The sequence below is a fragment of the Xanthomonas sp. LMG 12462 genome (assembly GCF_009192885.1).
In the GTDB taxonomy this organism is placed as follows: Bacteria; Pseudomonadota; Gammaproteobacteria; order Xanthomonadales; family Xanthomonadaceae; genus Xanthomonas_A; species Xanthomonas_A sontii.
In genome coordinates, this window is the sequence record NZ_NMPP01000043.1 from 108,757 (window position 1) to 129,249 (window position 20,493).

The 20,493-nt window shown below is 66.8% G+C and carries 17 protein-coding genes and 2 tRNA genes; all 19 read left to right on the plus strand.

Going from position 1 to position 20,493, the window contains the following annotated elements; genetic code table 11:
* Positions 1 to 15: 15 nt before the first annotated feature.
* The 19 genes from CEK69_RS11570 to infB all read left to right on the plus strand — a co-directional run bounded on the left by CEK69_RS11570 (position 16) and on the right by infB (position 20,452).
* A tRNA-Leu gene (locus CEK69_RS11570) sits at positions 16 to 100 on the plus strand.
* Positions 101 to 207: 107 nt separating this feature from the next.
* On the plus strand, positions 208 to 564 hold the full coding sequence (locus tag CEK69_RS11575; RefSeq protein ID WP_010343005.1) for an NADH-quinone oxidoreductase subunit A: 357 nt from the start codon (positions 208 to 210) through the stop codon (positions 562 to 564).
* Entirely contained in the window at positions 555 to 1,109 is a 555-nt protein-coding gene (locus CEK69_RS11580) for an NADH-quinone oxidoreductase subunit B (protein ID WP_010343006.1), read from the plus strand. The genes CEK69_RS11575 and CEK69_RS11580 overlap by 10 nt, the downstream gene beginning before the upstream one ends.
* 32 nt (positions 1,110 to 1,141) lie before the next feature.
* On the plus strand, positions 1,142 to 1,891 hold the full coding sequence (locus tag CEK69_RS11585) for an NADH-quinone oxidoreductase subunit C (protein ID WP_026143244.1): 750 nt from the start codon (positions 1,142 to 1,144) through the stop codon (positions 1,889 to 1,891).
* Entirely contained in the window at positions 1,888 to 3,195 is a 1,308-nt protein-coding gene (locus CEK69_RS11590; protein ID WP_017912135.1) for an NADH-quinone oxidoreductase subunit D, read from the plus strand. Before CEK69_RS11585 ends, CEK69_RS11590 begins: the two co-directional genes overlap by 4 nt.
* Entirely contained in the window at positions 3,192 to 3,719 is a 528-nt protein-coding gene (nuoE, locus tag CEK69_RS11595) for an NADH-quinone oxidoreductase subunit NuoE (protein ID WP_010343009.1), read from the plus strand. Before CEK69_RS11590 ends, nuoE begins: the two co-directional genes overlap by 4 nt.
* A gap of 5 nt (positions 3,720 to 3,724) precedes the next feature.
* The gene (gene nuoF, locus CEK69_RS11600) at positions 3,725 to 5,068 is read left to right on the plus strand and encodes an NADH-quinone oxidoreductase subunit NuoF (RefSeq protein ID WP_152245709.1); all 1,344 of its coding nucleotides are present in this window, start codon (positions 3,725 to 3,727) and stop codon (positions 5,066 to 5,068) included.
* On the plus strand, positions 5,065 to 7,314 hold the full coding sequence (gene nuoG, locus CEK69_RS11605; protein ID WP_152245711.1) for an NADH-quinone oxidoreductase subunit NuoG: 2,250 nt from the start codon (positions 5,065 to 5,067) through the stop codon (positions 7,312 to 7,314). Before nuoF ends, nuoG begins: the two co-directional genes overlap by 4 nt.
* Complete coding sequence (gene nuoH / locus CEK69_RS11610; RefSeq protein ID WP_017908129.1) at positions 7,311 to 8,402, plus strand: NADH-quinone oxidoreductase subunit NuoH; 1,092 nt, start codon at positions 7,311 to 7,313, stop codon at positions 8,400 to 8,402. The genes nuoG and nuoH overlap by 4 nt, the downstream gene beginning before the upstream one ends.
* Positions 8,403 to 8,405: 3 nt before the next feature.
* The gene (gene nuoI / locus CEK69_RS11615; protein WP_012915532.1) at positions 8,406 to 8,894 is read left to right on the plus strand and encodes an NADH-quinone oxidoreductase subunit NuoI; all 489 of its coding nucleotides are present in this window, start codon (positions 8,406 to 8,408) and stop codon (positions 8,892 to 8,894) included.
* Between the two features lie 9 nt (positions 8,895 to 8,903).
* Complete coding sequence (locus tag CEK69_RS11620) at positions 8,904 to 9,551, plus strand: NADH-quinone oxidoreductase subunit J (RefSeq protein WP_017908130.1); 648 nt, start codon at positions 8,904 to 8,906, stop codon at positions 9,549 to 9,551.
* Positions 9,548 to 9,853: an NADH-quinone oxidoreductase subunit NuoK gene (gene nuoK / locus CEK69_RS11625; RefSeq protein ID WP_017908131.1), complete on the plus strand. Its 306-nt coding sequence runs from the start codon at positions 9,548 to 9,550 to the stop codon at positions 9,851 to 9,853. The genes CEK69_RS11620 and nuoK overlap by 4 nt, the downstream gene beginning before the upstream one ends.
* 7 nt (positions 9,854 to 9,860) lie before the next feature.
* Entirely contained in the window at positions 9,861 to 12,008 is a 2,148-nt protein-coding gene (gene nuoL, locus CEK69_RS11630; protein ID WP_152245713.1) for an NADH-quinone oxidoreductase subunit L, read from the plus strand.
* A 20-nt stretch (positions 12,009 to 12,028) separates the two neighbouring features.
* Positions 12,029 to 13,531 carry an NADH-quinone oxidoreductase subunit M gene (locus CEK69_RS11635; protein WP_017912007.1) on the plus strand — a complete coding sequence of 501 codons (1,503 nt, stop codon included), beginning with the start codon at positions 12,029 to 12,031 and terminating at the stop codon, positions 13,529 to 13,531.
* Between the two features lie 36 nt (positions 13,532 to 13,567).
* The gene (nuoN, locus tag CEK69_RS11640) at positions 13,568 to 15,043 is read left to right on the plus strand and encodes an NADH-quinone oxidoreductase subunit NuoN (RefSeq protein WP_152245725.1); all 1,476 of its coding nucleotides are present in this window, start codon (positions 13,568 to 13,570) and stop codon (positions 15,041 to 15,043) included.
* A 207-nt stretch (positions 15,044 to 15,250) separates the two neighbouring features.
* Positions 15,251 to 15,327, plus strand: a tRNA-Met gene (locus CEK69_RS11645).
* A gap of 207 nt (positions 15,328 to 15,534) precedes the next feature.
* Positions 15,535 to 16,140 (plus strand): ribosome maturation factor RimP, encoded by a 606-nt coding sequence (gene rimP, locus CEK69_RS11650; protein WP_152245715.1) that lies wholly within the window; start codon positions 15,535 to 15,537, stop codon positions 16,138 to 16,140.
* The gene (nusA, locus tag CEK69_RS11655) at positions 16,137 to 17,648 is read left to right on the plus strand and encodes a transcription termination factor NusA (protein WP_017908136.1); all 1,512 of its coding nucleotides are present in this window, start codon (positions 16,137 to 16,139) and stop codon (positions 17,646 to 17,648) included. The genes rimP and nusA overlap by 4 nt, the downstream gene beginning before the upstream one ends.
* A 95-nt stretch (positions 17,649 to 17,743) precedes the next feature.
* A complete protein-coding gene (gene infB, locus CEK69_RS11660) occupies positions 17,744 to 20,452 on the plus strand; it encodes a translation initiation factor IF-2 (RefSeq protein WP_152245717.1) in 2,709 nt (902 codons plus the stop codon).
* Positions 20,453 to 20,493 lie beyond the last annotated feature (41 nt).

Below are 20,493 nucleotides of genomic sequence, written 5' to 3' on the forward strand. Positions count from 1 at the left end.
GCAGGTTTTACGCAAGCCCAGGTGGCGGAATTGGTAGACGCACTACCTTGAGGTGGTAGCGACTTAGGTCGTAGGGGTTCGAGTCCCCTCTTGGGCACCATTGTTTGGCTACGGTTTCTGCGCGAAGGCATCACGCCCTCGCTCGGAGAATCGTCTATCCCATGCCTGCGCGGCACGCGTGCGGGCACAGGCAAGAGAGAATCGCGAGTGCTGGCCGAATATTTGCCGACCCTGCTGTTTCTGATCGTGGCCACCGGTATCGGCGTCGCGCTGATGCTGGTGGGGCGGTTCCTCGGTCCCCGGCGTCCCGACCTGAAGAAGCTCTCGCCGTACGAGTGCGGCTTCGAGGCCTTCGAGGACGCGCGCATGAAGTTCGACGTGCGCTACTACCTGATCGCCATCCAGTTCATCGTCTTCGATCTGGAAATCATCTTCATCGTGCCGTGGACGCAGGTGTTCATGGACCTGGGCGCTCGCTCCCTGGTCACCATGGGCCTGTTCGTCGGCATGCTGTTCCTCGGTTTTGTTTACGTGTGGAAGAAGGGAGCGCTGGAATGGGAGTGATTCAGACCCTGGATCGCCTGATGACCAACCCGATCCCGGAAGGGCGGGTGGACGACATCCTGCGTCCCGAAGGCGAGAACCCGCTGCTGGAGAAGGGTTACGTCACCACCAGCGTCGATGCGCTGCTGAACTGGGCGCGCACCGGCTCGATGTGGCCGATGACCTTCGGCCTGGCCTGTTGCGCGGTTGAGATGATGCACGCTGGCGCCGCGCGCCTGGACCTGGACCGCTACGGCGTGGTGTTCCGCCCGTCGCCGCGCCAGTCCGACGTGATGATCGTCGCCGGCACCCTGGTCAACAAGATGGCCCCGGCGCTGCGCAAGGTCTACGACCAGATGCCGGACCCGAAGTGGGTCATCTCGATGGGCAGCTGCGCCAACGGCGGCGGCTACTACCATTACTCGTATTCGGTGGTGCGCGGCTGCGACCGCATCGTGCCAGTGGACGTCTACGTCCCGGGTTGCCCGCCGACCGCCGAGGCCCTGGTCTACGGCATCCTGCAGTTGCAGAAGAAGATCTGGCGAACCCAGACCATCGCGCGCTGATTCCTCTTTCCTCGAGAGCACGCCAAGCCCCCATGGCAGAGCAAGCATCTTCCTTTAGCGACCGACTCGGCGCCCGTTTCCCCGGCAGCCAGGTCTTCGTGGCCCTTCCGCGCGGCGAAGTCACCCTGGAAGTGCCGGCCGACGCCTGGCACGCCACCTGCCTGGCGTTGCGCGACGAGTTCGGTTTCGAACAGCTGTCCGACCTGTGCGGCGTCGATTACCTCGGCTACGGCAGCGACGAGTGGGATACCTCCGACGTGTCCTCGCACGGCTTCAGCCGCGGCGTCGAAGGCAAGGCCGTGGGCCGTTTCGCCTGGGGCGAGTTCCCCAGCGGCGAGGCTGCCGGCGGCGCCCAGCCGTTGCCGGTCCCGCAGCAGCGCTATGCCGTGCTGGCGCAGCTGATCTCCTATCGCCACAACCAGCGCCTGCGCGTGCGTTGCTACGCGCCGAACGAAGACCTGCCGGTGGTGGCCTCGGTCACCGACATCTGGCCGGGCGCGAACTGGTTCGAGCGCGAGGCGTTCGACCTGTTTGGCGTGGTCTTCGCCGGGCACCCGGACCTGCGCCGCATCCTCACCGACTACGGCTTCGTCGGCCATCCGTTCCGCAAGGATTTCCCGCTGATCGGCAACGTCGAAGTGCGCTACGACGAAGAGAAGCAGCGCGTGATCTACGAGCCGGTGACCTCGGTGGAGCCGCGCGTGGGCGTGCCGCGCGTGATCCGCGACGATGCGCGCTACCAGACCGCGGCGGGCGAAGCACAGAAGGAGTCCGCCAAGTGAGCGAGTACCACCAGGCGCACGACGGGTTCGCCAGCAATCCTGCCGAAGCCAAGCAGGAAATCCGCAACTACACGATGAACTTCGGCCCGCAGCATCCGGCCGCGCACGGCGTGCTGCGCCTGATCCTGGAAATGGACGGCGAGACCGTGGTCCGCGCCGATCCGCACATCGGCCTGCTGCACCGTGGCACCGAGAAGCTGGCCGAGTCCAAGCCGTTCAACCAGTCGATCGGCTACATGGATCGCCTGGACTACGTGTCGATGATGTGCAACGAGCACGCCTACGTGCGCGCGATCGAGACCCTGATGGGGATCGAGGCGCCGGAGCGCGCGCAGTACATCCGCACCATGTTCGACGAGATCACCCGCATCCTGAACCACCTGATGTGGGTCGGCTCCAACGGCCTGGATCTGGGCGCGATGGCGGTGATGCTGTACGCGTTCCGCGAGCGCGAAGAGCTGATGGACGTCTACGAGGCGGTGTCGGGCGCGCGCATGCACGCGACCTACTACCGCCCGGGCGGTGTCTATCGCGACCTGCCGGACCGCATGCCCAAGTACCAGGAATCGCGCTGGCACAAGGGCAATGCGCTGAAGCGGCTCAACGCCGCGCGCGAAGGCTCGATGCTGGACTTCCTGGAGGAGTTCACCAACACCTTCCCGGCGCGCGTGGACGAGTACGAGACCCTGCTCACCGACAACCGCATCTGGAAGCAGCGCACCGTCGGCATCGGCGTGGTCACCCCGGAGCAGGCCTACGCCTGGGGCATGACCGGCGCCATGCTGCGCGGCTCGGGCATCGCCTGGGACCTGCGCAAGAAGCAGCCGTACGCCAAGTACGACAGCGTCGATTTCGACATTCCGCTCGGCACCAACGGCGACTGCTACGACCGCTACCTGGTGCGCGTGGCCGAAATGCGCGAGTCCAACCGCATCATCAAGCAGTGCGTGCAGTGGCTGAAGGCCAACCCGGGCCCGGTCATGGTCGAGAACTTCAAGGTGGCGCCGCCCAAGCGCGCCGAGATGAAGGACGACATGGAAGCGCTGATCCATCACTTCAAGCTGTTCAGCGAAGGCTACTGCGTGCCGGCCGGCGAGACCTACTGCGCGGTCGAGGCGCCGAAGGGCGAGTTCGGCTGCTACCTGATGTCCGACGGCGCCAACAAGCCGTTCCGCGTGCACCTGCGTGCGCCGGGCTTCGCCCATCTGTCGTCGATGGACGCGATCGTGCGCGGCCACATGCTGGCCGACGTGGTGGCAATGATTGGTACCTATGATCTGGTGTTTGGTGAGGTCGACCGATGAAGGCGACAGGTAATTTCGAAGCGGCGCGCGACGTCGATCCGATGGTGGTGCTGAGCGACAAGACGCGCGCGCACATCGATCACTGGCTGAGCAAGTTCCCGCCGGACCGCAAGCGTTCGGCGGTGCTGCAGGGCCTGCACGCGGCGCAGGAACAGAACCAGGGCTGGCTGACCGACGAACTGATCGCCGGCGTGGCCAAGTACCTGGAGCTGCCGCCGGTGTGGGCCTACGAGGTCGCCAGCTTCTACTCGATGTTCGAGACCGAGAAGGTCGGCCGCAACAACGTCGCGTTCTGCACCAACATCAGCTGCTGGCTCAACGGCGCCGAGGATCTGGTCGCGCACGCCGAGAAGAAGCTCGGCTGCAAGTTGGGCCAGTCCACCGCCGACGGCCGCGTCTACCTCAAGCGCGAGGAAGAGTGCCTGGCCGGTTGCGCCGGCGCACCGATGATGGTCATCAACGGCCACTACCATGAGCATCTGACCAAGGACAAGGTCGACGAATTGCTGGACGGGTTGGAGTAACGGCAATGGCACAGCATCCCCACGCTCCCACCGGTCCGGTCGGCCCCGCGCCGCAGCCGCACCAGGTGGTGTACACCACGCTGCACTACGACACCCCGTGGTCCTACGAGAGCTACCTGAAGACCGGTGGCTACGCCGCGCTGCGCAAGATCCTCGAAGAGAAGATCCCGCCGGAGCAGGTGATCGAGATGGTCAAGCAGTCGAACCTGCGCGGCCGCGGCGGCGCCGGCTTCCCGACCGGCCTGAAGTGGTCGTTCATGCCCAAGGGCGCACCGCAGAAGTACATCCTGTGCAACTCGGACGAGTCCGAGCCGGGCACCTGCAAGGACCGCGACATCCTGCGCTACAACCCGCATTCGGTGGTGGAGGGCATGGCCATCGCCTGCTACGCCACCGGCTCCACCGTGGGCTACAACTACCTGCGCGGCGAGTTCCACCACGAGCCCTTCGAGCATTTCGAGCAGGCCCTGGCCGACGCCTACGCCAATGGCTGGCTGGGCAAGGACATCCTCGGCAGCGGCGTCGACATCGACATCTACGGCGCCCTCGGTGCCGGCGCCTACATCTGCGGCGAAGAGACCGCGCTGATGGAGTCGCTGGAAGGCAAGAAGGGCCAGCCGCGCTACAAGCCGCCGTTCCCGGCCAACTTCGGCCTGTACGGCAAGCCGTCGACGATCAACAACACCGAGACCTACGCGTCGGTGCCGGCGATCATCCGCAACGGCCCGGAGTGGTTCCTGGGGCTGAGCAAGACCAAGAACGGCGGCCCGAAGATCTTCTCGGTGTCCGGCTGCGTGCAGAAGGGCGGCAACTTCGAAGTGCCGCTGGGCACCACCTTCGACGAACTGCTGGAAATGGCCGGCGGGCTGAAGCCGGGCCGCACCCTCAAGGGCGCGATCCCGGGCGGCGTGTCGATGCCGGTGCTGAAGGCCGAGCAGCTCAAAGACCTGCAGATGGACTACGACACCCTGCGCGCGCTGGGCACCGGCCTGGGCTCGGGCGCGATCGTGGTGCTGGACGACAGCGTGTGCTGCGTGAAGTTCGCCTGCCGCATCTCGCAGTTCTTCCACAAGGAGTCCTGCGGCCAGTGCACCCCGTGCCGCGAAGGCACCGGCTGGATGCACCGCGTGCTGGAGCGCATCGTCGCCGGCAAGGCCACGATGGAAGACCTGCACCAGCTGCGCACCGTCGCCGGGCAGATCGAAGGCCACACCATCTGCGCCTTCGGCGAAGCGGCGGCCTGGCCGATCCAGGGCTTCCTGCGCCAGTTCTGGGACGAATTCGAGTACTACATCGTCAACGGTCATTCGATGGTTGACGGCAAGAAGCTGGAGGCAGCCGCCGCATGAGCGCGCAACCCAACAATCCCGGCGCGACCCCCGCGGTCGTGCCGGAAGGCCATGTGACCGTCGAGATCGACGGCCAGTCGCTGGTCGTGCCGAAGGGCTCGATGATCATCCAGGCCGCCGACAAGGCCGGCATCCCGATCCCGCGCTTCTGCTACCACGAGAAGCTGCCGATCGCGGCCAACTGCCGCATGTGCCTGGTCGATGTCGAGAAGTCGCCCAAGCCGTCGCCGGCCTGCGCCACGCCGGTCATGGACGGCATGAAGGTGCAGACGCGCAGCGACAAGGCGCTGAAGTACCAGCGCAGCGTCATGGAATTCCTGCTGATCAACCATCCGCTGGACTGCCCGATCTGCGATCAGGGCGGCGAGTGCGAGTTGCAGGACGTGTCGCTGGGCTACGGCCGTTCGGTCAGCCGCTTCAACGAGCGCAAGCGCGTGGTGCCGGACGAGGACATCGGGCCGCTGGTCGCCACCGAGATGACCCGCTGCATCCAGTGCACGCGCTGCGTGCGCTTCACCGCGGACATCGCCGGCACCTACGAGCTGGGCGGCATGTACCGCGGCGAGAACCTGCAGATCGGCACCTACGACGGCAAGCCGCTGACCACCGAGCTGTCCGGCAACGTGGTCGACGTGTGCCCGGTCGGCGCGCTGACCAACAAGGTGTTCCAGTTCCGCGCGCGTCCGTGGGAACTGGTGGCGCGCGAGTCGCTGGGCTACCACGACGCGATGGGCTCCAATCTGTTCCTGCATGTGCGCCGCGGCGAAGTGCTGCGCACCGTGCCGCGCGACAACGAAGCGGTCAACGAGTGCTGGCTGTCCGACCGCGACCGCTACTCGCACCAGGGCCTGTACGCCGAGGACCGCGCACTGCGGCCGATGCGCAAGGTCGACGGGCAGTGGCGCGAGGTGTCGTGGGCCGAAGGACTTTCCGCCGCGAGCGAGATCCTCAAGGCCAACCGCGGCGACGCGCTGGGCGTGCTCGCGCATCCGTCCACCTCCAACGAGGAGGGCGCGCTGCTGGCGCGCCTGGCCGAGGGCCTGGACAGCGGCAACCTCGATCACCGCGTGTACAACCGCGACTTCTCCGACGCCGCGCTGGCCGAGCCGTTCGCGCTGCCGCTGGCGGAGATCGAGCAGGCCGATGTGGTGGTGATCCTGGGCAGCAACCTGCGCCATGAACTGCCGCTGCTGCATGCACGCCTGCGCAAGGCGCGGATGCAGCGCCAGACCAAGGTGTACTCGATCAACCCGGTCGATTTCGACGTGGCCTTCGACCAGGCCGGCCGCCAGATCGTGGCGCCGTCGAAGTTCGCCGAGGCGCTGGCCGACGGCGCGCTGCGCGAGGCGGTGCAGGGCGCCGGCCGTGCGGTGCTGATCGTCGGCGCGCTGGCCGAGAACCATCCGCAGGCCGCTGCGCTGCGTGCCGCCGCGCGCGATTTCGCCGCCGCCACCGGCGCGGCGCTGTGCCGCATCCCGCAGGGCGCCAACGCGCTGGGCCTGTCGCGCTACGGCGTGCTGCCGCGCGGTCGCAATGTCGCCGCGATGCTGGCCGAGCCGCGCAGCGCCTACGTGCTGTACGGTCTGGAGCCGGGCCTGGACTTCGCCGACGCCGCCGCCGCGCGCAGCGCGCTGGCCGGCGCCAAGGTGGTGGCGTTCAGCCACTTCGCCTGCGCCTCCACCCGCGACGTGGCCGATGTGATCCTGCCGATCGGCGCGCTGCCGGAAATCGAGGCGACGCTGACCAACCTCAACGGCAGCGACCAGCGCACCCGCGCCGGCGGCAAGCTGCCGGGCGAGGCCCGCGAGGGCTGGCGCGTACTGCGCGCGCTCGGCGACGAGCTGGGTCTGCCCGGCTTCGAGTTCATCGACCTGGCCGGGCTGCGCGACGGCCTGCAGCCGCGCGAGGTCGCCGCGGCGAGCTCGGCGCAGCCGGCACGCCAGGACGAGGGCCTGGAACTGGCCGCCAGTCCGGCGATCTACCGCACCGATGCGGTGGTGCGCCGCGCGCAGGCGCTGCAGCAGCATCCGCTCAACCGCGCGCCGGGCATTGCGCTGCATCCGGACGAGGCGGCGCGCCTGGGCCTGAGCGACGGGCAGATGGTCAAGGTCGGCACCGCGGCGGGTAGCGCCACGTTGCCGCTGGCGACGGACAAGCGGGTCGCGCCGGGCGCGGCCTGGATCGAAACGGGCCACGGCGCGACCGCGCCGCTGGGCGCCGGTCGGGTGACGGTGGTGGCTGCATGAACGAGATGCTGTTGAACGTGGTCGACCCGCTGCACCAGTGGTTCCTCGGCCTGGGCGCCCTCGGCGTGGTCCTGTGGATCGTGCTGAAGATCCTGCTGATCGCCATGCCGGTGATCATCGCGGTGGCGTTCTACGTGGTCTGGGAGCGCAAGCTGATCGGCTGGATGCATGTGCGCCATGGGCCGATGTACGTGGGCATGGGCATCTTCCAGGCCTTCGCCGACGTCTTCAAACTGCTATTCAAGGAAATCATCCAGCCCAGCAGCTCGCACAAGGCGATGTTCGTGATCGCGCCGCTGATCACCCTGGCGCCGGCCTTCGCCGCCTGGGCGGTGGTTCCGTTCGACGCCAAGCTGGTGCTGTCCAACGCCAACGCCGGCCTGCTGTACCTGCTGGCGATGACCTCGCTGGGCGTGTACGGCATCATCCTGGCCGGCTGGGCGTCCAACTCCAAGTACGCCTTCCTCGGCGCGATGCGCTCGGCGGCGCAGGTGGTCAGCTACGAGATCGCGATGGGCTTCGCCCTGGTCGGCGTGATGATCGCGGCCGGCAGCCTGAACCTGAGCACGATCGTGCAGGCGCAGGCCGGCAGCTCCGGGTTCTTCGACTGGTTCCTGATCCCGCTGTTCCCGCTGTTCATCGTGTACTGGGTGTCCGGCGTGGCCGAGACGAACCGCGCGCCGTTCGACGTGGTCGAAGGCGAGTCGGAAATCGTCGCCGGCCACATGGTCGAGTATTCGGGCGGTGCGTTCGCGCTGTTCTTCCTGGCCGAATACGCCAACATGATCCTGGTCAGCTTCCTGGTCTCGATCTTCTTCCTGGGCGGCTGGCTGAGCCCGATCCAGGGCTGGGTCACCGCGGACATCTCGCCGTGGGTCAACTGGATCTGGACCGGCGGCTGGCCGTGGCTGCTGATGAAGGTGCTGTTCTTCGCCAGCGCGTACATCTGGTTCCGCGCCAGCTTCCCGCGCTACCGCTACGACCAGATCATGCGCCTGGGCTGGAAGGTGTTCATCCCGCTGACGATCGTGTGGATCGCGGTGACGGCATTGATGGTGTTCTACGGCGTGATCCAGAAGGGCGTGTAAGCGATGAATAAAATCACTCATTACTTCAAGAGCCTGCTGCTGCTCGAGCTGCTCGGCGGCCTGTGGCTGACCTTGAAGTACACGTTCCGTCCCAAGTACACCGTGCTGTACCCGATGGAGAAGTTCCCGCAATCGCCGCGCTTCCGCGGTCTGCACGCGCTGCGCCGCTATCCCAACGGCGAAGAGCGCTGCATCGCCTGCAAGCTGTGCGAGGCGGTGTGCCCGGCGCTGGCGATCACCATCGACTCGACCAAGCGCGAGGACGGCACCCGCCGCACCACCCGCTACGACATCGACCTGTTCAAGTGCATCTACTGCGGCTTCTGCGAGGAAAGCTGCCCGGTGGATTCGATCGTGGAGACCCAGGTGCTGGAGTACCACTTCGAAAAGCGCGGCGAGAACATCGTCACCAAGCCGCAGTTGCTGGCGATCGGAGACCGGCTCGAGGCCGAGATCGCCGAGCGCCGCGCTGCCGACGCTCCCTTCCGCTGAGGTTCCGAAATGGATTGGGTCAATATCGCTTTCTGGATCTTCGCCACCATCGCCGCGGTCGCCGCCGGCGCTGTGATCAGCGTGCGCAACCCCGTGTACGCGGTGCTGTGCCTGATCCTGACGTTCTTTTCCATCGCCTGCGTGTGGCTGCTGGTGGGCGCCGAGTTCCTCGGCGTGACCCTGGTGCTGGTCTACGTCGGCGCGGTGATGGTGCTGTTCCTGTTCGTGGTGATGATGCTGGACATCGACACCGCCCGCATGCGCGAAGGCTGGGTGCGCTACCTGCCGGTGGGCCTGGTGGTGGCAGTGGCGATGCTGGTGCAGATGGTCACCCTGATCGGCGTGAAGGCGCGCAGCGCGGCGCCGTTCCCGGCCGACAACGCCGCGGCGCAGGCCGCCGACACCTCCAACATCACCTGGCTGGCCAAGACCCTGTTCACCCAGTTCCTGCTGCCGTTCGAGTTCGCCGCGATCATCCTGACCGTGGCGGTCGTGGCCGCCGTGATGCTGACCCTGCGCAAGCGCACCGGCATCAAGACCCAGAACCCGGGCGACCAGTCGCGGGTCAAGGCCGGCGACCGTCTGCGCATGGTCAAGATGGCCGCCGAAAAGCCCACGCTCCACACTCCGCCGGCATCGCAGGAGGGCCAGCCATGATCTCCCTAGGCCATCTGCTGGCGCTCGGCGCGGTGCTGTTCTGCATCGCCCTGGCCGGCATCTTCCTCAACCGCAAGAACGTCATCGTGCTGCTGATGTCGATCGAGCTGATGCTGCTGTCGGTCAACATCAACTTCGTCGCCTTCTCGCGCGAGCTCGGCGACGCCGCCGGCCAGTTGTTCGTGTTCTTCATCCTGACCGTGGCCGCGGCCGAAGCCGCCATCGGCCTCGCGATCCTGGTGACGCTGTTCCGTACCCGCCACACGATCAACGTGGCCGAAGTCGATTCGCTGAAGGGCTGACCTGCAGATGGAAATTACGCTCTCCAAGAGTCTGCTGATCGCGGTGGTGCTGGCCCCGCTGGTCGGCAGCATCATCGCCGGCCTGTTCGGCCGTCAGGTCGGCCGCAAGGGCGCGCAGTTCGCCACCATCCTCGGCGTGGCGGTCAGCTGCGCACTGTCGTGCTGGACCCTGTACCAGCTGGTCGGGCAGGGCGCCTCGCCGTTCAACCAGAACCTCTACACCTTCTTCGAGGTCGGCCACTATTCGGCCCACGTCGGCTTCATGGTCGACCGCCTGACCGCGATGATGATGGTGGTGGTGACCTTCGTGTCGCTGCTGGTTCACATCTACACCATCGGCTACATGGCCGACGATCCGTGCTACCAGCGCTTCTTCAGCTACATCTCGCTGTTCACCTTCTCGATGCTGAGCCTGGTGATGAGCAACAACTTCCTGCAGCTGTTCTTCGGCTGGGAAGCGGTGGGCCTGGTGTCGTACCTGCTGATCGGCTTCTGGTTCAAGCGCCCGACCGCGGTGTTCGCCAACATGAAGGCGTTCCTGGTCAACCGCGTCGGCGACTTCGGTTTCATCCTCGGCATCGCCGGCGTGCTGCTGTGGTTCGGCACGCTGGACTACGCCAGCGTGTTCGCCAACGCCACCGCGGTGCTGGGCAGCGATGCCGCCGGCGGTCTGGCCCAGGTGCAACTGTTGCCGGGCCATGCCTGGAATGTCTCCACCATCATCTGCGTGTGCCTGTTCATCGGCGCCATGGGCAAGTCGGCGCAGGTGCCGCTGCACGTGTGGCTGCCGGACTCGATGGAAGGCCCGACCCCGATCTCGGCGCTGATCCACGCCGCGACCATGGTCACCGCCGGCATCTTCATGGTGGCGCGCATGTCGCCACTGTTCGAGCTGTCGCAGACCGCGTTGAACTTCGTGCTGGTCGTCGGCGCCACCACCGCGTTCTTCACCGGCCTGATCGGCATCGTGCAGAACGACATCAAGCGCGTTGTCGCCTACTCGACGCTGTCGCAGCTGGGCTACATGACCGTGGCGCTGGGCGTGTCGGCGTATTCGGCGGCGGTGTTCCACCTGATGACCCACGCCTTCTTCAAGGCGCTGCTGTTCCTGGCGGCCGGCTCGGTGATCATCGGCATGCACCACGAGCAGGACATGCGCAAGATGGGCGGCCTGCGCAAGTACATGCCGATCACCTACTGGACCAGCGTGATCGGCACCCTGGCGCTGGTCGGCACCCCGTTCTTCGCCGGCTTCTACTCCAAGGACACCATCATCGAGGCGGCGCAGCACCACGCGCACACCTCGCATGGCTGGATCGCGACCTACGGCTACTGGGCCGTGCTCGGCGGCGTGCTGATCACCAGCTTCTACAGCTTCCGCCTGCTGTTCCTGACCTTCCATGGCCAGGAGCGCTTCCGCGATGCGCATGCGCACCACGATGCGCATCATGACGACGCCCACGGTGCGCATGCCCACGACGATCACGCACACGACGATCACGGCCACGGCCACCACGGCGCGCACGAACCGCACGAGTCGCCGTGGGTGGTGACGGTGCCACTGATCCTGCTGGCGATCCCGTCGATCGCGATCGGCTTCTTCACCATCGGCCCGATGCTGTTCGGCACCGACTGGGCGGGGCACCATGCCGCGGCGGCGATCAAGGGCCAGGCGGTCAGCTTCTTCACCGGCATCGTCGACTTCTACGATCCGGCGCGCGACACCGTCGGCGCGCTGGCCGAGGAGTTCCACGGCCCGGTCGCGTTCGCCCTGCACGGCCTGACCCAGCCGCCGTTCTTCCTGACCCTGGCCGGTTTCGCCCTGGCGTGGATCCTGTACCTGTGGAAGCCGGAACTGGCGGCGAAGGCGCGCAAGACCTTCTCGGTGCCGGTGTGGATCCTCGAGAACAAGTACGGTTTCGACAAGCTCTGGATCGGCGGTTTCGCCGGCGGCGGTGTGCGCCTGGGCAAGGTGTCGCGCGCGGTGGATACGCATGTCGTGGACGGCGTCATGGTCAACGGCACCGCACGCGTGATCGACCTGGCGGCCAATCTGCTGCGTCGCACGCAATCCGGTTTCCTCTATCACTACGCCTTCGCGATGATCGTCGGTCTCATTGCCCTGCTGGGCGTGCTGATGCATTTCTGGCGTTGACCTGTACGGAATAAGAACACGTGTCGAACTGGCCTCTACTCTCCATCCTGATCTGGCTGCCGATCATCGGCGGCGCCCTGGTGCTCGCCCTGCGTGATGCGCGTGCGGCGCGCTGGGCGTCGCTGCTGGTGGCGTTGCTGACCTTCGCGCTCAGCCTGCCGCTGCTCACCGGTTTCGACTACGCCAGCGACGCGCTGCAGTTCGTCGAGACCCATGCCTGGATCCCGGCATACGACATCGGCTACAACCTCGGCGCCGACGGCATCGCGGTGGCGCTGATCGTGCTGACCACGCTGGTCACGGTGCTGGCGCTGATCGGCGCGTGGACCTCGATCGACAAGCGCGTCAACCAGTACGTGGCCGCGTTCCTGATCCTGGAAGGCGTCACCGTCGGCATCTTCTCCGCCACCGACGCGATGCTGTTCTACGTGTTCTTCGAGGCGATGCTGATCCCGATGTTCCTGATCATCGGCATCTGGGGCGGCCCGCGCCGCATCTACGCCGCGGTCAAGTTCTTCCTGTACACCTTCCTCGGCTCGGTGCTGATGCTGGTCGGGTTGATCTACCTGTACCTGAAGGGCGGCAGCTTCCAGCTCGCCGACCTCTACCAGCTGTCGCTGACCTCGAAGGAGCAGACCTGGCTGTTCTTCGCCTTCCTGATCGCCTTCGCGGTCAAGGTGCCGATGTTCCCGGTGCACACCTGGCTGCCGGACGCGCACGTGGAAGCGCCGACCGCCGGTTCGGTGATCCTGGCGGCGATCGCGCTGAAGATCGGCGGTTACGGCTTCCTGCGCTTCAACCTGCCGATCCTGCCCGACGCCAGCAACGAGTGGGCGTGGCTGGTGATCGCGCTGTCGCTGATCGCGGTGATCTACGTCGGCCTGGTCGCCCTGGTCCAGGACGACATGAAGAAGCTGATCGCCTACTCGTCGATCGCGCACATGGGCTTCGTCACTCTCGGCACCTTCGTCGCCTTCGGCCTGGTCGGCTTCGGCAGCGTCGACGCTGCGCGGCTGGGGCTGCAGGGCGCGATGGTGCAGATGATCTCGCACGGCTTCGTGTCCGGCGCGATGTTCTCCTGCGTCGGCGTGCTGTACGACCGCATGCATACCCGCCGCATCGCCGACTACGGCGGCGTGGTCAACGTGATGCCGTGGTTCGCGACCTTTGCGATGCTGTTCTTCATGGCCAATGCGGGCCTGCCGGGCACCAGTGGCTTCGTCGGCGAGTTCATGGTCATCATGGCCAGCTTCCAGAAGCACCCGTTGCTGGCCTTCGGTGCGGCGACCACCCTGGTGATCACCGCCGCCTACACCCTGTGGCTTTACAAGCGCGTGTTCTTCGGCGAGGTCGCCAATGCGCACGTGGCCGAGCTGAAGGACATCAACGGCCGCGAGGCGCTGGTGCTGGGCGTGTTCGCGCTCGGCGTGCTGGCCCTGGGCCTGTATCCGAAGCCGTTGACCGACCTGATGGAGCCCTCGATCGCGAAGCTGGCGGCGCAGATCGCCACCAGCAAGCTGTAAGCGGCCGTCGAGCGTATTGATTCCAGAGATTTGATGATGACCACCCCTGCGCTGCTGCCTCTGACCACCGTCGACCTGCCGCCCCTGCTGCCCGAGCTGGTGCTGACCGCCGGTGCCTTCTTCCTGCTGATGCTCGATCTGTTCATCAGCGAGCGCAACAAGGCCTGGACCCACATCGTCTCGGTGGCGATCCTGGTCGCGGTGTTCGTGATGCTGCTGGCCGGCGTGGGCGGGCAGGGCGAGGTGTTCAACGGCATGTTCGTGCGCGATGCCGCCGCCGACGTGATGAAGACGGTGATCGTGGGCCTCAGCGCGCTGACCCTGATCTACGGCTGGAGCTACCTGCGCGAGCGCAAGCTGTACCAGGGCGAGATCCCGGTGCTGGTGCTGTTCGCCACGGTCGGCATGATGATCCTGGTCTCGGCCGGCAGCCTGCTGATGGTCTACCTGGGCCTGGAACTGCTGGCGCTGTGCTCCTACGCGCTGGTCGCCTCCAACCGCGACAACGGCATGGCCACCGAAGCGGCGATGAAGTACATCGTGCTGGGTTCGCTGGCCTCCGGCCTGCTGCTGTACGGCATGTCGCTGATCTACGGCGCCACCGGCACGCTGAGCCTGAGCGGCATCCACGAGGCGATCGGCAACGGCCGCGAGCACATGCTGCTGCTGACCGGCACGGTGTTCATGATCGCCGGTGTCGCCTTCAAGCTCGGCGCGGCGCCGTTCCACATGTGGTTGCCGGACGTCTACCAGGGCGCCCCGGCGCCGATCGCGCTGTTCATCAGCTCGGCGTCCAAGCTGGCCGCGTTCGGCATGGCCTACCGCCTGCTGGAAGTGGGCGTGGGCCCGCTGGCGGCGCAGTGGCACTGGGTGATCGGCGGCCTGGCGGCGCTGTCGCTTGTGGTCGGCAACCTGATGGCGGTGGCGCAGAGCAACCTCAAGCGCATGCTGGCGTATTCCACGGTCTCGCACATCGGCTTCCTGCTGCTGGGCGTGGCCGGCGGCGGCGAGCGCGGCTATGCGGCGGCGCTGTTCTACGCGATCTGCTATGCGGTGATGTCCACCGCTTCGTTCGGCGCGATCATCGCGCTGTCGCGCAAGGGCTTCGAGGCCGAGAACATCGACGACTTCAAGGGCCTGAACGCACGCAACCCGTGGATGGCGCTGCTGGTGCTGTGCATCATGGCCTCGCTGGCCGGCGTGCCGCCGTTCCTGGGCTTCTGGGCCAAGCTGGCGGTGCTGGGCGCGGTCGTCGCGGTGCCCGACCAGAACCTGTGGTGGACCGGCCTGGCGGTGCTGTCGGTGCTGTGTGCGGTGATCGGCGCGTTCTACTACCTGCGCGTGATCAAGGTGATGTATTTCGACGAGCCGGTCGGCACGCCGCTGCCGGCCAACGACGACCGCGTGCTGGGCGTGGCGCTGGGCGTCAACGCGCTGGGCCTGCTGGCCTTCGGCCTGGCCTGGAGCCCGCTGATGGCGTGGTGCCAGCGCGCTTTCGCGCACCTGGCCTGATCGCGAAAGGGCGGTTTTCCCGCTGTTTTCCGCCAACGCCGCCGCAAGGCGGCGTTGGCGTTTTTGCATTCGGCGATGCGATTGTTGTTTCGTTTTCCATCGTGTGCGGTTATCATGGGGTCCTTCGAACGGCAGCGTCGCTACCGCATCGAGATGAAAATCAGGGCTTGCAATCGACGCGCTGATTCTTCATAATTCCGCTTCTGCTGCGGGGTGGAGCAGTCTGGCAGCTCGTCGGGCTCATAACCCGAAGGTCGCAGGTTCAAATCCTGCCCCCGCTACCATCTTTGTCTGCAGCGGCAACCAGTGCATCGGTTGTCTGCGGCAGGGAAGTTTGGGCTTCGCGATGACGCATGTTCCCGTCGTCGCAACCGGAATCCAGCGTGACCGGAGTTTTACCGGACAAGGGGCCCAGAGGGCCCTTTGTCGTTTCCGGGGTCCGGGAAATGCACGCAATCGACTTTTCAACCTTTTCAGATGCAAGGCAGGCTGTGAGCGACAAGGCAAACGAAATCGCGACTCTGCTGGGCCCGACCGTGGACGCGTTGGGCCTGGAACTGCTGGGCGCGGAATACCTGCCGGCCCCCGGCGGCGCCACGCTGCGCCTGTACATCGACGTGCCGCTGGCCGAGCAGCCCGAGCGCATCGTCAACATCGACGACTGCGAGCGGGTCAGCCGCGAGGTGTCGGCGCAACTGGACGTGGAAGACCCGATCAGCGGCAACTACACGCTGGAAGTGTCCTCGCCGGGCGTGGACCGGCCGCTGTTCAGCGCCGAACAGTTTTCCCGCCATGTGGGCGAATCGGCCAAGGTGGTGCTGAAGTTGCCGCAGCAGGGCCGTCGGCGCCTGCAGGGGCGCATCGTGCAGGCCGACGCCGCTACCGGCCGCATCACCTTCGAGGTCGACGGCGCCGAACTGGCGGTGGACTTCGACAACATCGACAAGGCGCGGATCATGCCCGACTGGGCAGCGCTGGGTCTGGCGCCGACCAAGCCGGGCAAGGGCCCGAAGCCGGCCGGCAAGAACGCAAAATCCAATAAGAAACCATCCAACGAACCGGCGGCCGACGAGGCTGCGCGCGGAGCGAAAGAATGAGCAAGGAACTGTTGCTGGTAGTCGACGCGGTGGCCAACGAAAAGGGCGTGCCGCGCGAAGTGATCTTCGACGCGATCGAGGCCGCATTGGCGTCGGCGGCGAAGAAGCGCTACCCCGACCAGGACGTGCTGACGCGCGTCACCATCGACCACAAGGACGGCACCTACGAAACCTTCCGGCGTTGGGAAGTGGTGGCCGACGATGTGGTGATGGAGTCGCCAGACCGGCAGATCCGCCTGATGGACGCGGTCGACGAGGCCGAGGGCGTGGACGTCGGCGACTACATCGAAGAGCAGATCGAGAATCCGGACTTCGGCCGCATCGCCGCGCAGGCCGCCAAGCAGGTGATCGTGCAGCGCGTACGCGAGGCCGAGCGCCAGCAGGTGGTGGATGCGTGGAAGGATCGCGTCGGCGAGCTGGTCACCGGCGTGGTCAAGCGCGCCGAGCGCGGCAACATCTACGTGGACCTGGGCGGCAACGCCGAGGCCTTCATCCCCAAGGACAAGGGCATCCCGCGCGACGTGCTGCGCGCCGGCGACCGCGTGCGCGGCTACCTGGCCGAAGTGCGTTCGGAGCCGCGCGGCCCGCAACTGTTCATCAGCCGCGCCGCGCCGGAATTCATGATCGAGCTGTTCAAGCTGGAAGTGCCGGAAGTGGGCCAGGGCCTGGTCGAGATCAAGGCCTGCGCACGCGATCCGGGCGATCGCGCCAAGATCGCGGTGCTGGCGCACGACACCCGCACCGATCCGATCGGCGCCTGCATCGGCATGCGCGGTTCGCGCGTGCAGGCGGTGTCCAACGAGCTCAACGGCGAGCGCGTGGACATCGTGCTGTGGAACGACAATCCGGCCAATTTCGTCATCAATGCGATGGCGCCGGCCGAGGTGCAGTCGATCATCGTCGATGAAGAAAAGCACTCGATGGATCTTGCGGTGGCGGAAGACCGCCTGGCCCAGGCGATCGGCAAGGGCGGCCAGAACGTGCGCCTGGCCAGCCGCCTGACCGGTTGGCAGCTCAACGTGATGACCGCCGAGCAGGTCGCGGCGAAGTCCGAGGCCGAGCAGGCCGTGGCCCGCCAGCTGTTCATGGACAAGCTGGAAGTGGATGAGGAGATCGCCGCGATCCTGGTCGCCGAGGGCTTCAACTCGGTCGAGGAAATCGCCTACGTGCCGGTCGGCGAGCTGCTGGCGGTGGAAGGCTTCGACGAGGACATCGTCGAGGAACTGCGCGCCCGTGCCCGCGACGCGCTGCTCAACGAGGCGCTGGCCGCCGAGGAGAGCGACGACGACGGCGTGCCGGCGGCGGACCTGCTGTCGCTGCCGGGCATGGACGAAGCCACCGCCTACGCGCTGGCCGGCCATGGCGTACGTACCAGCGAGGACCTGTCGGATCTGGCTGCCGACGAAATCCTCGAGTTCGGCATCGAGGACCTGGACAAGGACCGCGCCGCGGCCCTGATCCTGGCCGCCCGCGCCGAGGAGATCGCCCGCCTGGAGCGCGGCGAATGAGTCAGCGATGAATGCCGCCCTGACCCGATCAGGGCTTAGAATCCGCGCTACCTTCGCACGCGGCGAGGGGGCGCCAACCAGATCATAGGATCCGAATGTCGCAGCAAACCACCATCCGCAAGCTGGCCGAACTGGTGAACACGCCGGTCGAGAAACTGCTGGTTCAACTGGCCGACGCCGGGATGAAGTTCAGCGGTCCCGACCAGGTCGTCACCAGCACCGAAAAGATGAAGCTGCTGGGCTTCCTGCGCCGTACCCACGGCAAGACCGACAAGCCGGTCGAGGAAGAGGCCCAGGCGGCGCCGAAGAAGATCACCCTGAACCGGCGCAAGCTGCAGGAAGTGACGGTCAGCGCCGGGCGCAGCAAGACCACGGTCAACGTCGAGGTCCGGCAGAAGCGCACCTACGTGAAGTCGGCCGAGGACCTGGCCGCCGAGCGTGCGGCGCCGTCCGCGGGCGGACGGGTGGACGACGAGCGCGCCGAGATCCTGCGCAAGCTGGAGGAATCCAAGCAGCGCAATCTGGCCGAACAGCAGAAGCTCGCCGAGCAGGATCGCGCGCGCGCCGAGGAAATCGAGCGCAAGCGCAAGGCCGAGCAGGAAGCGCGCGAGCGTGCCGAGGCCGAGCAGCGCGCGGCCCAGGCCGCGCTGGACGCCGAGTCGGCGCCGCCGGCTGCGGCGCCGTCCGCGCCTGCCGACCGCAACGCCACCGCCGCCGCGCCCCGCGCGCCGCGTCCGCCGATGGCGCCGCGTCCGGCCGGTGCCGCGCATCCGGCCAAGCCGGCCGCGCCGCGCAGCGACGACCGCAACAACGCCGCCAACAAGCACAAGACCCGCGGCTCGCACGTGATGGTCGCCGGGGTCGAGGACGACGACAGCACCAGCCGCTTCGCCGGCCAGTTGCACCTGTCCGCGGCCGACCGCGCGCGCCGTTCCAACGTGCGCGGCAAGCCGCGCGGCGGCAGCCACAGCGGCGGCCGTCGCCAGGCCGAACCGTCGCGCAGCGGCGGCGGCGCGCACGGCTTCGAGCGTCCGACCGCGCCGGTGGTGCGCGAAGTGGCGATCGGCGACACCATCACCGTGGCCGACCTGGCGCAGAAGCTCGCGCTGAAGGGCGGCGACGTGGTGAAGGCGCTGTTCAAGATGGGCGTGATGGCCACCATCACCCAGACCATCGACCACGACACCGCGGCGCTGGTCACCGAGGAACTCGGCCACAAGCCGACCCGCGCCGGCAGTGCCGACGCCGAGGACGCGCTGCTGGCGCACACCGAGGACGCGCAGGGCGAGAAGCTGCCGCGGCCGCCGGTGGTCACCATCATGGGCCACGTCGACCACGGCAAGACCTCGCTGCTGGACTACATCCGCCGCACCAAGGTCGCCTCGGGCGAAGCCGGCGGCATCACCCAGCACATCGGCGCGTACCACGTCGAAACCGATCGCGGCGTCATCAGCTTCCTGGATACCCCGGGCCATGCCGCGTTCACCTCGATGCGCGCGCGCGGCGCCAAGCTCACCGACATCGTGGTGCTGGTGGTCGCGGCCGACGACGGCGTGATGCCGCAGACGGTCGAGGCGGTCAAGCATGCGAAGGCGGCCGGCGTGCCGCTGATCGTGGCGGTCAACAAGATCGACAAGTCCGGCGCCGATCCGCTGCGGGTCAAGAACGAGCTGCTGGCGCAGGACGTGGTCGCCGAAGAATTCGGTGGCGACACCCAGTTCGTCGAACTCTCGGCCAAGACCGGCCAGGGCGTCGACGTGCTGCTGGACGCGATCTCGCTGCAGGCCGAAGTGCTGGAACTGCGGGCGGTGGCCGAAGGTCGCGCCAGCGGCGTGGTGATCGAGTCCTCGCTGGACAAGGGCCGCGGCCCGGTGGCGACGGTGCTGGTGCAGCAGGGCGCGCTGAAGAAGGGCGACTACCTGGTGTGTGGCATCCAGTACGGCCGCGTGCGTGCGCTGTTCGACGAGACCGGCAAACAGCCCGATTCGGCGGGTCCGTCGATCCCGGTGCAGGTGCTGGGCCTGTCCGGCGTGCCGGATGCCGGCGACGACTTCGTGGTCGTCGACGACGAGCGCCTGGCCAAGGATGTGGCGCAGCAGCGCGAGACCAAGCGCCGCGAGTCGCGCCTGGTGTCCTCGGCGGGCAGCCGCATGGAAGACATCATGTCGCAGCTGGGCAAGGGCGAAGGCCAGCTGTCGCTGAACCTGGTGATCAAGGCCGACGTGCAGGGTTCGGTGGAAGCGCTGAAGCAGTCGCTGACCGCGTTGTCCAACGAGCAGATCCGCATCAACGTGATCCACTCCGGCGTGGGCGGCATCACCGAGTCCGATGCGAATTCGGCGCTGGCCTCCAAGGCCACGGTGATCGGCTTCAACGTGCGTGCCGACGCCTCGGCGCGGCGCATCATCGAGACCAACGGCATCGACCTGCGGTACTTCTCGATCATCTACGACGTGATCGACCAGGTGAAGCAGGTGGCGTCCGGCCTGTTGGGCGTGGAGATCCGCGAAGAGATCATCGGTATCGCCCAGGTGCGCGACGTGTTCCGCAGCTCCAAGTTCGGCGCCGTCGCCGGCTGCATGGTCGTGGAGGGCGTGGTCAAGCGCAACAAGCCGATCCGCGTGCTGCGCGACAACACCGTGGTGTTCGAGGGCGAGCTGGAATCGCTGCGTCGCTTCAAGGAGAACGTCGACGAAGTGCGCAACGGCACCGAGTGCGGTATCGGCGTGAAGGCCTACAACGACGTCAAGGCCGGCGACCAGATCGAGTGCTTCGAGCGCATCGAAGTGCAGCGTACGCTGTAAGAGCTGGGATTCGGGAATCGGGATTGGGGATTCGTAAAAGC